The 14,405-nt window shown below is 70.8% G+C and carries 14 protein-coding genes; 4 read left to right on the plus strand and 10 right to left on the minus strand.

The window, feature by feature from the left end; translation table 11 throughout:
- Positions 1-29: 29 nt before the first annotated feature.
- Entirely contained in the window at positions 30-1,424 is a 1,395-nt protein-coding gene (locus BM204_RS00660; RefSeq protein WP_091109571.1) for an FGGY family carbohydrate kinase, read from the minus strand.
- Positions 1,425-1,551: 127 nt separating this feature from the next.
- On the opposite strand from BM204_RS00660, the gene BM204_RS00665 reads away from it, so the two are divergent.
- Both BM204_RS00665 and BM204_RS22455 read left to right on the plus strand, forming a co-directional pair.
- Positions 1,552-2,016, plus strand: coding sequence for a DUF5709 domain-containing protein (locus BM204_RS00665; protein ID WP_091109573.1), 465 nt, complete (start codon positions 1,552-1,554; stop codon positions 2,014-2,016).
- An 83-nt stretch (positions 2,017-2,099) separates the two neighbouring features.
- Complete coding sequence (locus BM204_RS22455; protein WP_170259047.1) at positions 2,100-2,243, plus strand: GPGG-motif small membrane protein; 144 nt, start codon at positions 2,100-2,102, stop codon at positions 2,241-2,243.
- A gap of 34 nt (positions 2,244-2,277) precedes the next feature.
- Here the strand turns inward: BM204_RS22455 and BM204_RS00670 are convergent, their stop codons facing one another.
- Positions 2,278-2,664, minus strand: a complete 387-nt coding sequence (locus BM204_RS00670) for a VOC family protein (RefSeq protein ID WP_091109574.1) — start codon at positions 2,662-2,664, stop codon at positions 2,278-2,280.
- A 78-nt stretch (positions 2,665-2,742) separates the two neighbouring features.
- Here BM204_RS00670 and BM204_RS00675 point away from each other — a divergent pair, with 78 nt between their 5' ends.
- On the plus strand, positions 2,743-3,603 hold the full coding sequence (locus BM204_RS00675) for a TIGR03619 family F420-dependent LLM class oxidoreductase (RefSeq protein WP_091109576.1): 861 nt from the start codon (positions 2,743-2,745) through the stop codon (positions 3,601-3,603).
- Between the two features lie 63 nt (positions 3,604-3,666).
- On the opposite strand, the gene BM204_RS00680 is transcribed toward BM204_RS00675, so the two are convergent.
- From BM204_RS00680 to BM204_RS00700, 5 genes are all read right to left on the minus strand, one after another.
- Positions 3,667-3,870, minus strand: a complete 204-nt coding sequence (locus BM204_RS00680) for a hypothetical protein (RefSeq protein WP_091109578.1) — start codon at positions 3,868-3,870, stop codon at positions 3,667-3,669.
- A 52-nt stretch (positions 3,871-3,922) separates the two neighbouring features.
- Positions 3,923-5,128, minus strand: a complete 1,206-nt coding sequence (locus BM204_RS00685) for a calcium-binding protein (RefSeq protein ID WP_091109579.1) — start codon at positions 5,126-5,128, stop codon at positions 3,923-3,925.
- 70 nt (positions 5,129-5,198) lie between these two features.
- Complete coding sequence (gene guaA, locus BM204_RS00690; RefSeq protein WP_091109581.1) at positions 5,199-6,782, minus strand: glutamine-hydrolyzing GMP synthase; 1,584 nt, start codon at positions 6,780-6,782, stop codon at positions 5,199-5,201.
- 289 nt (positions 6,783-7,071) lie between these two features.
- A complete protein-coding gene (locus BM204_RS00695; protein ID WP_091109582.1) occupies positions 7,072-8,799 on the minus strand; it encodes a GMC oxidoreductase in 1,728 nt (575 codons plus the stop codon).
- Positions 8,796-10,424, minus strand: coding sequence for a succinic semialdehyde dehydrogenase (locus BM204_RS00700; RefSeq protein ID WP_091109584.1), 1,629 nt, complete (start codon positions 10,422-10,424; stop codon positions 8,796-8,798). The genes BM204_RS00695 and BM204_RS00700 overlap by 4 nt, the downstream gene beginning before the upstream one ends.
- 119 nt (positions 10,425-10,543) lie before the next feature.
- Here BM204_RS00700 and BM204_RS00705 point away from each other — a divergent pair, with 119 nt between their 5' ends.
- Positions 10,544-11,059, plus strand: coding sequence for a hypothetical protein (locus BM204_RS00705; protein WP_091109586.1), 516 nt, complete (start codon positions 10,544-10,546; stop codon positions 11,057-11,059).
- Between the two features lie 15 nt (positions 11,060-11,074).
- Here BM204_RS00705 and BM204_RS00710 read toward each other — a convergent pair whose 3' ends face one another.
- From BM204_RS00710 to BM204_RS00720, 3 genes are all read right to left on the minus strand, one after another.
- Positions 11,075-11,746, minus strand: a complete 672-nt coding sequence (locus BM204_RS00710; protein ID WP_091109587.1) for a hypothetical protein — start codon at positions 11,744-11,746, stop codon at positions 11,075-11,077.
- A 19-nt stretch (positions 11,747-11,765) separates the two neighbouring features.
- Positions 11,766-13,211 carry an aldehyde dehydrogenase gene (locus tag BM204_RS00715; protein WP_091109589.1) on the minus strand — a complete coding sequence of 482 codons (1,446 nt, stop codon included), beginning with the start codon at positions 13,209-13,211 and terminating at the stop codon, positions 11,766-11,768.
- A 69-nt stretch (positions 13,212-13,280) separates the two neighbouring features.
- A complete protein-coding gene (locus BM204_RS00720) occupies positions 13,281-14,402 on the minus strand; it encodes an Rv3169 family protein (RefSeq protein ID WP_091109591.1) in 1,122 nt (373 codons plus the stop codon).
- Between the last annotated feature and the right edge of the window lie 3 nt (positions 14,403-14,405).

The raw sequence follows: 14,405 nt of genomic DNA on the forward strand, positions 1-14,405 counted from the left end.
GGGATCGTGTGGTCGCGGCGGGGTGCAGGTCACCAGGTGGCGGTGCGGTCGCGCAGACGCGCGTAGCCCTCACGGACGTACGCCGTGGGGTCGGCCGTCAGCCCAGCCCTCAGCTCGACGGTGTCGGCGAGGTGCCACGTGGGCGGGGCGGTGGTGCCGGCGAGCGCCCACGCTGCCTGGCGCGCCGCACCGCGGGCGACGTACTCCCCCGGCGGGGGCAACGTGATGGGCCGACCGAGGATGGCCGGCGCCAGCGCCTGCAGGGCCGGGCTGCGCGTGGCACCGCCGACCATGAGGATGCGCCGCGGCTCCTGGCCGGTGGCTCCGGCGAGGTGGTCGACGGCGTCGGCGAGCGAGCAGAGCAGGGCCTCGAAGGCGGCGCGGGCGAGGTCCTCGCGCGTCGTGGCGTCGGTGAGGCCGGTCCACGTGCCCACGGCGTCGGGTCGGTCGGGCGTGCGCTCGCCGCCGTAGTAGGGCAGGAACGTGGCGCCCCGGGCTCCGGGCTCGGAGGCGAGGGCGAGGTCGGAGAGCGTGGCGAGGTCGACCCCGAGCCAGCGGGCCTGGTGATCCAGGATCCGCGCGGCGTTCATCGTCGTGACCATCGGCAGGTAGCCGCCCTGGGCGTCGGCGAAGCCGGTGACCGTGCCGGTGCCGTCGGCCACCGAGGTGGCGCTGACGCACGAGGCGACACCGGAGGTGCCCACGGAGACGAGCACGTCGCCGGCGCCGAGGCCCAGGCCCAGGGCGGCCCCCATGTTGTCGCCGGTGCCGGCCGCGACGACCTGGCCCGAGACGGTGCGCCCGGCGACCGCTCCCGCCCCGACGATCCGGGGCAGCGCGACCTCGTGGCCGAGGGCGGCCGTGACGAGGTCGGGGCTCCAGGTGCCCTGGGCGGTGGAGAAGTAGCCGGTTCCGGAGGCGTCACCCCGGTCGGTGAAGGCATCGGTGCCGGGAGCACACGCGTGTCTCGAGACGTAGTCGTGCGGCAGGAGGACCGACGCGACCCGACGAGCGGCGGCCGGCTCGTGGTCACGCAGCCAGCGGAGCTTGGTGACGGTGAATGAGGCGACCAGGACGCTGCCGAGCGCCGCGGCACAGGCGTCGGCTCCCCCCATCTCCGCGACCAGGTCCCGGGCGGCGTCGGCGGAGCGGGTGTCGTTCCACAGCAGGGCGTCGTGCACGGGCACGCCATCTGCGTCCAGCGCGACCATGCCGTGCTGCTGGCCCGCGACGGCCACCGCGTCGGCCCGCTCGAGGAGCCCGGACGTGGCCTCGTCGAAGGCGGTCAGCCACGCCCGCGGGTCGACCGCGGTGCCGGACGGGTGCGGCGCGCTGCCCTCGGCGACGACGGTGCCGTCGCTCGCGTCCACGAGGACGGCCTTCGTCGACTGCGTCGAGGAGTCGACGCCCAGTACCAAGCTCACGCCCCCATTAAGTACGAGACTCGAACTTAAGTCAAGGGCCGCGCATGAGGGTCGTCATGTGGGGTACCGGCGCCTCCGGGGAACATCCCCGGTCGGCGTACGTTGGACGCACACCAGGAGGTCAGACATGACAGCGCCGGACAACGGTCCCGCAGACGGGGACCAGGAGATCTACGACGGCTACAGCGTCGACGACGAGGACCAGCTCACCCCCGAGGACACCCTCGAGGCGGCCGACGTCGACGACGAGCTCGAGCGTGGCTACTCGCCGCCCGAGCGCTACTCCGCCGGCCAGGGCTACGGCAACACGCCCTGGGAGGAGGAGCACCGCGAGACGATCGACCAGCGGATCGGCCAGGAGATCCCCGACCCCGATCCCTACGCGCCGACGCCCGTCGAGGACGTCGACGACGGCGAGGTCGGCACCGCACGTGCCGGTCGCCTCGTCGACATCGACCAGGGCTCCGGCGAGGACACCGAGAAGCACCTCGTCGGCACCGACGTCGGGATCGACGGCGCCGCAGCGTCGGCCGAGGAGGCCGCCGTGCACATCGTCGAGGAGGAGTGGGCGCCGGACATCGACCTGCGCTGACCACTCACCTCACGCACCACCAGCACCCCCGAGCGACGGGGCAGACCCCGTCGCATCCCCATCCACATCAGGAGAACAACACCATGGTCTTCATCCTCTGGATCCTCGCCGTCATCCTCGTGATCGCCGGCATCGTGCAGCTCTTCAAGGGCGAGACCCTGTGGGGCATCGTCCTGATCATCGTCGGCTTCGCGGTCGGCCCCGGCGGCTACAGCATCTTCAAGTAGTCCCCTCACCCCGAGAACGGCGGCGGGGTCGGGGTCAGTCGGCGACGACGACCTCGACCTCGAAGCCCTCGGAGTTCTCCACGTAGAGCGCGACGTGCTGCTCGCCACCGGCATGGGGATAGCGGTCGGCGAACATCTCGTGCCACCCGTGGGCCGACGACTCCGCCCGCAGCCGGTCGAGCCGGGCCCTGCTCTCGACGTGCAGCGCCAGGTGGTTGACCCCGGGGCGGTGCCGGTCGTGCGGCTCGTCGACCTGGTCGGTCGAGCGCTCGAGGAAGAGGTAGGTCCCGTCGGGGTGCACCCACGAGGCGCCCTCAATGTCGACCTCCCACTCCAGCTCACCGAGCAGCCAGCCCCACTCGTCGACCGCGAGGCCGACGTCGCTCACCCAGAGGTCGAGATGGTGGATCGCACGCGCCATGTGTCCACCCTAGGCCCATCCGCTCCTCCCGGGGCGAGCAACAGGAACACGTTCTAGTTCGCCGCTACGCTGTGGCTCATGCGCTTCTCCATCGTCACGGCGTTCCAGCCGTGCGACCACCTGATCCCGCTCGCGAAGGCCGCCGACGAACTGGGCTACCACGCGATCTCCGTCCCCGACCACGTCGTGGACCTCGAGGAGCTCGAGACGCCCTACCCCTACACGCCCGACGGCAAGCGTCGCTGGGACATCGAGGCCGAGTGGCCCGACCCGTGGGTGCTGGTCGGCGCCCTGTCCGCGGTCACCACGCGGGTGCGCTTCTTCACCAGCATCTACGTCGCCGCGATGCGCAACCCCTACCAGGTCGCCAAGACGGTCGGCACCGCGGCGGTGCTGTCCGGCGACCGGGTCTCGCTCGGCGTCGGCATCGGCTGGTGCCGCGAGGAGTTCGAGCTGCTCGGGGCGAGCTTCGGCACCCGCGGCAAGCGCACCGACGAGGGCCTGTCGTTGATGAAGGCGCTCTGGGAGCCCGGGTGGACGGAGTTCGAGGGGCAGTTCTACACCGCGCCGAAGATGATGATGAACCCTTCGCCCGGTGCGCAGGTCCCGATCCTGGTCGGCGGCCTGTCCGAGATCGCCTTCCAGCGGGCCGCGCGCCACGACGGCTGGGTCGGCGACATCTACACGATCGAGGAGGCCGTCGGCCACGCCGCCCGGCTCCAGGAGATCCGCGCGGAGCAGGGCGCCACCGGTGACTTCTCGGTGATCACTGCCCTGTCCGACGCGTTCCTCCCCGAGCACTTCGCCACGGCCGAGGCCGGTGGCATCACCGAGGTCTGGACCATGCCGTGGGTCTACTACCACGGCATGGACGCCAGCCTGGAGCAGAAGCTCGACGGCATGGAGCGCTTCGCCGTTGACATCATCGGGGCGCTCTGAGGTGCGCCTGCGAGGTCGTGGGCGGCCCTCCCGCGGCCCCAGGGCCACCGCTGCGGTTGACCCTCAGGCCCGCCGCCGGCTTCGCCACCACAGGAAGGTCGCCACGAGCCCGATCAGGACCATCGCGCCGTAGGACACGGCCATCCGGGTCGCGGTCTCGCCCTCGAGCCGACCCAGCTGCACGCAGTTGAAGAGGACGACCAGCCACACCACCACCAGCACGGCGTCGGCCACGCGCCGCTTCAGGAAACCCTTGACGCGCTTCACGACGGCGTACGACGAGTGGCGTGGCGGGACACGCCCGTCACCCTAGCGGCGCTCACCACAGGGTCGGCAGGCTCCCCAGCATCACCCGACGCCACTGCGCGCCGAGGCCCAGGCGCTCGGCGGCCTCGCGGTCCTGCACGACCTCGACGGTGCAGCGAACCACGTCATCCTCGGCATCCTGCGCTCCCATGTAGATGACCTTCCCTCCGATCGCGGGGGGTGGGCTCTCAGACTTTGAATCTGCGCAGAAGAGCCGGTCGTAGACCCCGTCGTCGGTGGCGATGATGGTGTCGAAGCCCTGCTCGCCGAAGACGATGTCGATCCCCGTCCCGGGATAGATCGTGTCGTCGCCCTCGTCGCCGGTCACCCCGAGGTCGCACTCGGTCGTGACGTCGGCCTGGTAGTCGGGACCGAAGCCCGGGCAGGAGTCGTCGCCCGGACCCGCGTCGAGGACGTCCGCGCCGAGACCCCCGTCGAGCTCGTCGCTGCCCTCCTCACCGTTGACGGTGTCGTCGTCCGAGCCCCCCGACGCCGCGTCGTCGCCCGACCCGCCCCAGAGGGTGTCGGCGCCGTCGCCACCGCTCAGCGCGTCGTCGCCGCCGTCGCCGTGGAGCGCGTCGTCGCCCGCGCCGCCCTGCACGTAAGGCAGGTAGTCGGCCGTCGCGCTCGGCTTGGGGCCGCGGTCGTCGCCGTCACCGCCGTGGAAGACGTCCACGCCGTCGAGTCCCTGGAGCTGGTCGACGCCGGGACCTCCGTCGGCGCTGTCGTCGCCGGGGCCGGTGTTGATCCGGTCGTTGCCGGGTCCGCCGAGCGCCTCGTCGGTGCCCGGACCACCGCTGACGAGGTCGTTGCCGTCACCGCCCTCGCCTCGGTCGTCCCCGAGCCCGAGGTTGAGGTTGTCGTCGCCTCCGCCGCCCTGGCCGAGGTCGTTGCCGTCACCCCCGCTGAACAGGTCGGCGCCGGGTCCCCCGATGCCGACGTCGGCACCAGCGGCACCCCCGAGGTTATCGTTGCCGGAGCCACCGTCGAGGCGGTCGTTGCCCTCGGCACCGGAGACCTTGTCGTTGCCACCCTTGGCGTAAACCTTGTCGTTGCCCAGCCGCGCGTTGATCGTGTCGGAGTTGTTGGTGCCGTAGAGCGTGTCGTTGCCGCTGGTTCCGGCGATCGTCGCGGCCGCTGCCAGCGAGGGCAGGAGTGCGAGGGCTGAGCCGGCAACGAGGAGCCGTAGGCGTCGGGAGGAGAGCGCCAGCGCGACCATGGGGTCACGCTAGTCCTGCACGCACCCCTGGGCGGGTGCTTTGCGACAGGTGCTCAGACGACGTCGGAGCTCACTCCCACTCGATGGTGCCCGGCGGCTTGGAGGTGATGTCGACCGTGACGCGGTTGATCTCGCTGACCTCGTTGGTGATGCGCGTGGAGATCCGCTCGAGCAGGTCGAACGGCAGTCGCGCCCAGTCGGCGGTCATGGCGTCCTCGGAGGTGACCGGACGCAGGACGACCGGGTGGCCGTAGGTGCGGCCGTCGCCCTGCACGCCGACGGAGCGTACGTCGGCCAGCAGCACGACCGGCATCTGCCAGATGTCGCGGTCGAGCCCCGCGCGGGTCAGCTCCTCGCGGGCGATCGCGTCGGCCTGGCGCAGGATGTCGAGACGCTCGCGGGTGACTTCACCGATGATCCGGATGCCCAGGCCGGGACCGGGGAACGGCTGGCGGTGCACGATCTCGGCGGGCAGGCCCAGCTGCTCTCCGACCAGGCGCACCTCGTCCTTGAAGAGCGTGCGCAGCGGCTCGACGAGCTCGAACTCGAGGTCGTCGGGCAGGCCGCCGACGTTGTGGTGGGACTTGATGGTGGAGGTGCCCGCTCCCCCGCCGGACTCGACGACGTCGGGGTAGAGCGTGCCCTGCACGAGGAAGGCGACCTTGTCGCCGTCGTCGCCCGCGACCGCATCGGCCAGGATCTCGGCCTCGGCGGCCTCGAAGGTGCGGATGAACTCGCGGCCGATGACCTTGCGCTTCTCCTCGGGGTCGACGACCCCGGCCAGCGCGTCGAGGAACTGCTTCTCGGCGTCGACCACGACCAGGTCGACACCCGTGGCGGCGACGAAGTCGCGCTCGACCTGCTCGGTCTCGCCCTGGCGCATCAGGCCGTGGTCGACGTAGACGCAGGTGAGCCGGTCACCGATCGCGCGCTGCACGATGGCGGCGGCCACCGCGGAGTCGACCCCGCCGGACAGGCCACAGATCGCCTGGCCGCGCTCGCCGATCTGCGCCTGGATCTTGGCGATCTCCTCCTCGACGATGTTGACCATCGTCCACGTCTGCCGGCAGCCGGCGATGTCGTGGAGGAAGTGCTCGAGGACCTGCTGGCCGTGCTCGGAGTGCAGCACCTCGGGGTGCCACTGCACCCCGGCCAGCCCGCGGTCAACGTGCTCGAAGGCCGCGACCGGGGTGGCCGCAGTGGAGGCGAGCACCGAGAAACCCTCGGGTGCCTCGGTGACGGAGTCGCCGTGCGACATCCAGACGACGTGCTCGGCGGGCATGCCGGCCAGCAGGGTGCCGGACGCGCCGACGGAGACCGCGGTCCGTCCGTACTCGCGGTCACCGGAGTGGGCGACGGTCCCGCCGAGCCCCTGAGCCATCAGCTGGAAGCCGTAGCACATGCCGAAGACGGGAGTCCCGGAGGTGAAGATCGCGGTGTCGATGCTCGGCGCCCCATCGGCGTAGACCGAGGACGGGCCGCCGGACAGGATGATCGCCTTCGGCTTGCGCGCCAGCATCTCCTCGACGGGGAGGTGGTGCGGGACGATCTCGGAGTAGACCCGGGCCTCGCGAACGCGGCGGGCGATCAGCTGGGCGTACTGCGCCCCGAAGTCGACCACCAGGACCAGATCGTGCTCCGCAGCCTGCGTCATGCGGCGATCCTATCGGCGGCGGCCGGGTGCTCCTGACACCGGTTCGGGCGTGGTACGACGCCCGTCACCGCCGGAAACCCTCAGAAAATGCACCAGGGCCCGGCCGGGGAGGGAGGGTGGCCGGGCCCTGATCGTCCACGCAGACTGTTGGACAGCGCCTGGACCGATGGAACCGGCGATTGGGAGGGAGCATGGGTGCCGGTTCCAGGACGTTCAACGAGCCGTCGCAGCCCCCGTTACGGCCCCGCCCCGACCAATCGACCAATGGTCTAGACCGGGACTGGGTCGATCAGGTGACCTGCACGATCGGCAGCCGCAGGGCACCGGGGGCGCTGGTCGGCACGACCGGCGCGACCGGCGCGACCGGCGCGATCCGCTCGTAGTCGTCGCCGAGCAGCGGACGGTTGTCGGGCTCGCCCTTGTTGGGCCACAAGGCCATCGCCCGCTCCGCCTGCGCGGTGATCGTGAGCGAGGGGTTGACCCCGAGGTTGGCCGAGATCGCCGATCCGTCCGCCACATGCAGTCCCGGGTAGTTGAACACCCGCTGGTAGGGGTCGACCACGCCGTTGTCGGCGTCCGTGCCGATCGCGCAGCCGCCGATGAAGTGGGCGGTGAGCGGCATGTTGAACGGCTCGCCGACGTTGCCCCCGGCGGTGCCGCCCAGGATGCCCGCGATCCGGCGTACGGCCTCGTTGGCGACCGGGATCCATGTGGGGTTGGGGGCACCGTGGCCCTGCTTGGAGGTCATGTGCCAGCGACCGGTGAGCTTGTTGCGCTTGCCGTAGGTCGTGATCGAGTTGTCGAGGCTCTGCATCACCAGTGCGATGACGGTGCGCTCCGACCAGTGCTTGAGGTCGTAGAGCTCGAGGAGGTTCCTCTTCTCGGTCCACATCGTCTTGGCCCAGGTCTTCCAGCGCGGCCCGTCGCCGTCACCGTCGGTGAGGACCGTCTGCATCAACGCCATCGTGTTGAAGCCCTTGCCGTAGCGGCAGGGCTCGATGTGCGTGTGCTCGTCGGGGTGGAAGCTCGAGGTGATCGCGACGCCGAAGGAGTAGTCGGTCGTGTCCTTGGAGGGTGCGATGGCGCCGAGGATCGACTCGGAGTTGGTGCGCGAGAGGTAGCCGAGACGGTCGGAGAGAGCCGGCAGCCATCCCTCGTCCTTCATCCGGTGGAGCAGCTTCTGCGTGCCGAGCGAGGCAGCAGCGAAGACGACGTGCTCGGCGGTGAGCTTGCGCGTGGTCGCGGCCGTGGCGCGCTTGGCCTTGGTGTACTTGATCGTCACCTCGTAGCCACCACCCGGGCGTGGCCGGACGCGCGTCACGGTGCTCAGCGGCATCACCCGTGCACCACGCTTCTCGGCGAGGTAGAGGTAGTTCTTGACCAAAGTGTTCTTGGCGTTGTGGCGACAGCCCGACATGCACTCACCGCAGTTGATGCAGGCGTTGCGCTCGGGACCCTCACCGCCGAAGAACGGGTCGGCGGACGTCTCGCCGGGCTGCTGGCCGGGCCCGCCGAAGAAGACGCCGACCGGGGTCGGGTGGAACGTGTCGCCCACGCCCATGTCGTTGGCGACCTGCTCCATCACGTCATCGGCCGGGGTGCGGACGGGGTTCTCCACGACGCCGAGCATCCGCTTGGCCTGGTCGTAGTAGGGCGCCAGCTCGTCCTTCCAGTCCGTGATGCCCGACCACTGCGGGTCGGCGTAGAACTGCTCGAGCGGCTCGTAGAGCGTGTTGGCGTAGACGAGCGACCCGCCGCCGACGCCGGCGCCCGCGACGATCAGGGTGTCGCGCAGGGCGTCGATGCGCTGGATTCCGTAGCAACCCAGGGCCGGCGCCCAGAGGTAGCTCTTGATGTCGAGCGTGCCGGAGGAGAAGTCCTTGTCCTCGAACCGCGGGCCGGCCTCGATGACGCCGACCTTGTAGCCCTTCTCGGTCAGTCGCAGGGCGGAGACGGACCCGCCGAAGCCGGACCCGATCACTAGGACGTCGTAGTCGTAGGTCTTGTCGCTGCTCATGCTCGTCCCAGCTTCTTCATCAGTCGGAGGTTGGCGGTCATCACCTTGGCGTAGGACTCGTCGGACATCCCGAGCATCGGCGCGAAGCGGATCAGCCGCTGCGTCGCCACGGCCTGGCTCTCGGTGTAGCGGTGGATGCCCTCGCTGCCCTGCCGGCGGCCCATGCCGGACTCGCGCATGCCACCCATCGGCGAGTCGATGCTCGCGAAGGTGGCACCGAAGGCCTCGTTGATGTTGACGGTGCCGCACTTGATGTGGCGGGCGATCGCCCGCGCGCGGGCGCCGTCCTGGCTGTAGATGGAGGCGTTGAGGCCGTAGTCGCCCTCGTTGGCGCGCGCGACCGCGTCGGCCTCGTCGTGGAAGCGGTAGAGCGCGATCACGGGCCCGAACGTCTCGTGCCCGAAGCAGGTCATGCCGGGGGTGACGCCCTCGAGGATCGTCGGCTCGAAGAAGAAGGGACCCAGGTCGGGTCGGGCCCGACCACCGGCGAGCACGCGCGCGCCCTTGGCGACGGCGTCCTCGACGTGCGCGACCACGGTGTCGAGCTGGTCCTGGGAGATCAGCGAACCCATGTCGTTGCCCCAGTCGAGCGTGGCGCCGAGGGTCATCGCCTCGGTGCGGGCCACGAAGCGCTCGACGAACCGGTCGTAGACCTGGTCGGCGACGAACATCCGCTCCATGGAGACGCAGAGCTGGCCGGCGTTGGAGAACGACGCGCGCACGGCTCCCTCGGCGGCCTTCTCGAGGTCGGCGTCACGCAGCACGAGGAGGGGGTTCTTGCCGCCCAGCTCGAGCGAGCAGCCGATGAGCCGCTCGGCACACCCGGCCGCGACCCGCCTGCCGGTCGCGGTCGAGCCCGTGAAGCAGATGTAGTCGGCTCGGCTGATGATCGAGGGTCCGATGCTGGAGCCCGGACCTGCCACGACCTGCCACAGGTCCTTCGGGAAGCCCGCGTCCTCGAGCAGCTCGGCGGCCAGGAGGGCCGAGAGCATCGTCTGGGCGTCGGGCTTGGCGACCACCGCGTTGCCGGCGAGCAGGGCAGGCAGCCCGTCGCACAGTGCCATGGTGAAGGGGTAGTTCCACGGCGAGATGATGCCGACGACACCCTTGGGCACGCGGTTGACCTCGACCCGGGTCAGACCGGGGACGACGCCGAGCTTGCGCTGGGTGTCCAGGTGCTGGTGGGCGGTGCGGCCGTAGTAGCGCGCGGTGAGCGCGATGTGGAGCGGCTCGTCGAAGGCGTGCTTGCGGGCCTTGCCCGACTCCCACACGATCAGGTCGATGATCTCGTCCTGGCGACTCAGCACCAGGTCGTGCAGGCGCATGAGCATCGCCGCGCGCTCGTCGATGGTCGTGCGGGCCCAGAGCGCCTGCGCCCGGCGCGCGCGCACGAAGGCCTCGGCCACGTCGGCATCGCTCGACTGCGCGATGTTGGCCAGGGGCGACCCGTTGAGCGGCGAGAAGACCGCAGCGGTCGTGCCGGTCGTCGCGAGCAGCCGGGACGTGAGCGCAGCGACGTACTCAGGCTCGAGGGCGTAGGAGGCAGTCGGGTCGTGCTCGGGGTCGGCCGGCCCCTCGGTGAGCGGGTTGACCCCGCCGGAGGGAGTGGGGCTCTGGTCGCTCATGTACCGAGAGTATGTGAGCAGCGTCTCGCTGCCTACCGAAAGGTAGGGAAATGTGGGCCTTTACACACCGGCCCGACCTGTCAAGCGTGCCGACAGGATGCCTGGGGTAGACCACTCCCATGCTGATCACCCTGCGCACGGTCGTCCTCTCCGTCGCCTCCACGTTGTTCTTCTTCGCCCTGGCGCTCTACTTCGTGCTCGGCACGAGCGAGACCGCCTACGACGTGCCCCCGGCCTGGCTGATCGGCGGCCAGGTGGTCGGCGCGCTCGCGATCCACCTGCTGCTGAGCGCAGTCGGCTACCGCACCCCGGCCATCGAGCCGGGCACTCCCCCGGACCAGGCGGCCACTCGCTCGGCAGCTGCGTTCTCCAGCACCACCATCCTGCGGATGGTGCTCTCGGAGTCGATCGCCATCGTCTCCGTCGCCGCCGCCTTCATCGTCACCCAGGGCGAGTACGTCGCCTACCTCACCGGCGCGCTGCTCGCGCTCGTGCTGCTCGCCTTCCACGCGTTCCCGCGCGAGCGCACGATCAGCAAGGTCCAGGCCAGCCTGGAGCGTGAGGGCGCGGCGTCCTACCTGCGCGAGAAGCTCGGCGCCCCGCCGCAGCAGGCCGGGCCGATCCATCGCCTCTGACCCGCTGGCGTCGCGTCAGTCGTCGATCGTGTGCGTCGGCGCGACGGCGTCGAGGCGGCAGCCCAGCCGGTAGCTGCCGTCCTCGTCCCACGCCTGCGTGCGCTCGACGCTGCACCACGCCTCCCGCGTTACGTCGCGCACGCGCACCGGGCCCTCTCTCGCCGGGATCTCGTGGCGGGGGTCCCCGGGATGCACCAGCACCACGGGCGTCTCGTCGACCTGCACCTCCTCGACCGTCCAGGTGTAGATCAGCGGGGGCATGCCGGGCAGCGCGTGGAGGTCGTCCTTGTAGAAGAACGGGTCCACGGAGAGGTGGATCTCCCCCGTGAGCCAGGTGCCGGCGACCGGCGGCGCGAGGTCGTCGAGCACCATCCACTGCGTGTAGGCCAGCAGCCCCACGTCGAGCACGAAGGCGCCTCCGCGAGGCTCGGGGAAGCTGCGCAGCAGCTCGCCCACCACGTCGTACGACGTGCCCCGGCCGGTGTGGACACAGCGCGGCGTGCGCTCGTGGTCCGGCGGGACCGCGAGGCGGGCCGCGCGGCGGTAGCCGAGCTCGAGGGCGAACTGGCGCCGCTCCCCGACGGCGACGTCGGTGTAGTTGCCGTCCTGGATCACCCAGGAGTCCAGGCCGATCCACCACAACCGCGACGTCAGGTCGGCGCCGGGCACTCCCGAGAGCTCCTCCATGCCACCATGATCGCCCGGCTCACCCCTCGAGGTACACCGACTTCAGCTCGGTGTACTGACCCAGCCCCTCGGCGCCGAACTCGCGGCCGATGCCCGAGGCCTTGAAGCCGCCGAAGGGCGCGGCGAAGTCCATCGTGTAGGTGTTGACGCCGTAGGTGCCGGCGCGCACGCGACGCGCGACATCGAGCCCGGCCTCCTGGTCGCCGGTCCACACCGTGCCAGCGAGCCCGTAGTCGGAGTCGTTGGCGATCCGCACCGCGTCGTCGACGTCGTCGTAGGGGATGACCGAGAGGACCGGCCCGAAGATCTCCTCCTGCGCGATGCGCATGGAGTTGTCGACGTCGGCGAAGACGGTGGGGCGGACGTACCACCCTGTGTCGAGACCCTCGGGCATGCCGTTGCCGCCCGTGACGATCCGGGCACCCTCCTCCTGGCCGAGCGCGATGTATTTCTCGACCCGCTCCTGCTGCCGCTGGGCCACCATGGGGCCGATCTCGGTCGCGGGGTCGGCGGGGTCGCCCACGACCATCGCCCCCACCGCCTGCGCCAGCGCGTCGACGACGGTGGCGTAGTTGGCGCGACTGGCCAGGATGCGGGTCTGGGCGACGCAGGCCTGCCCGGAGTTCATCAGGGCGGTGAACTTCAGGCCTTCGATGGTCTTGGCCAGGTCGGCGTCGTCGAGCACGATCGCCGCCGACTTGCCACCCAGCTCGAGGCTGACGCGCTTGAGCTGCTGACCGCAGATGGCGGCGATCTTGCGACCGGCGGCAGTCGAGCCGGTGAAGGCCACCTTGTCGACGCCCGGGTGGCTGACGAGGTGCTCGCCGACCTCGCGCCCGGCGGTGACGATGTTGACGACGCCGGCCGGGACACCGGCCTCCTGGAGCAGCTCGGCCATCAGGTAGGTGTCGAGCGGGGTCTCGGGGGCGGGCTTGACCACGACCGTGCAACCGGCCAGCAGCGCCGGGACCACCTTCGACATGATCGTGAACTGCGGGACGTTCCACGGCGGGATGGCCGCGACGACGCCGACCGGCTCGTGGCGCACCATCACCGGGGTGCCGAGGTTGCCGACCCGGGTCGACTCCCAGGGAAACTCGCGCGCGATCGTCAGGAACGCCTCGATCTGCATCCAGGGCGCGGGCGCCTGCGCCAGGTTGGAGAACGAGGTCGGCGAGCCCATCTCGAGGGTGATCAGGTCGGCCATCTCCCCCAGCCGCGCGGCGTACAAGCCGGAGAAGGCCTCGATCACCGCGATCCGCTCGGCCGGTGACATCCGGGGCCACGGGCCCTCGTCGAACGCCCGGCGAGCGGCGGCCACGGCCGCGTCGATGTCGCCGGCGCTGCCCTCGGGGACGGTCGCCACCACCTCCTCGCTGTGCGGCGAGACGACCTGGAGCAGGTTGCTGCCGACCGGGGCGGCCCAGCCGCCGTCGATGTAGAACGCGTCGCGGTCGAGAGTCACGGGTGTCTCCTCAGGTGGGGCAGGGTCATGGGTGGGTCATGGGTGGGTCAGGAGCGGGTCAGGGGTGGGTCAGGGCGCGAGGTCGAACCAGTCGGCGAAGCCGCTGGGGTCGTGCCGGCCCAGGGCTCCGTGCTCGAAGAGGCCCCAGCCCTCGGCGGTGCCGTCGGGACCCTCGCACGTGGCACGGCCGACGTGGTCGATCACGCCGAACATCACCCGCCCGGCGACCTCGGGGGCGGTCACGTCGTAGGTCAGCCGCTCGGTGAACGCCGGGCCCTTCCACATGCCGTGGGTCCAGTCGGAGTCGCCGCCGTAGCCACCGCCGACGTGTAGGGGCACGGCGAGCCTGGACTCGACCTCGAGCAGCAGCGTCGACCCGTCCGGCGTGGTGCAGGTGATCGTCGCGCCCGTGGGGACACGGGTGCCGGAGGCGTAGTGGATCCTCACGTGCGGCCAGCCGAGCTGCTCGACCCGCCCGTCCTTCCACACCCGGGTGCAGTCGTTGAGCCCGCGGTAGCCGGACGGGTCCTCCTGGAGGATCAGGATGATCGCGAAGTCCTCGAAGGCCATCGGGACGTAGAGCCACCACATGCCCCCGAACTCCGGCACCAGGGGCGCCCCTGCCGGCACCGCCTCGCCGACGGGGCGGATGCCCCAGGAGCGGTCGCGGGTCCCGATCCAGGTGTCGGGCGTGACCGCGATGTCGGTGCCGTCGATGCTGAGCGTGCCCTCCCACGTGCCGACCTGGGCGAAGCGCTGCGCGTCGAGCGTCACGCGGGACTCCGCACGCATGACGTGCCGCTCCTCCTGGAGCACGGGGAACAGGCCCTCCCACGTCAGGTCCATGGCGATGCCGTCGGTCTCCTCGAGCACCAGGCGCAGCTTCTGCAGCGGCTCGACGACCTCGATCCGGTAGGCGCCGACGTGCTGGTCGAGCCGGTCGTTGCCCTGGGGGTCGAGCGCGTCGGAGAGGTGGACCGCGGTCTGCACGTCGCCGCGGCGCACGAGCACGAAGGCGTCCTTGGTGCCGAGGTTGGGGTAGAAACCGGCGCCGGTGATGACGAAGATGTCGCCGGTGCGGTCGTGGGCGTTGAAGTAGCAGCGGTCGTAGAAGTTGCGGTCGCTGGACCCGGCCCAGGTGACCGGGAGCGGCAGCTGGTGGATGGGGTACTCGTCGAGAGGACCGACCATGGC

It is taken from the genome of Nocardioides psychrotolerans, assembly GCF_900113685.1.
GTDB classification, from domain to species: Bacteria; Actinomycetota; Actinomycetes; order Propionibacteriales; family Nocardioidaceae; genus Nocardioides; species Nocardioides psychrotolerans.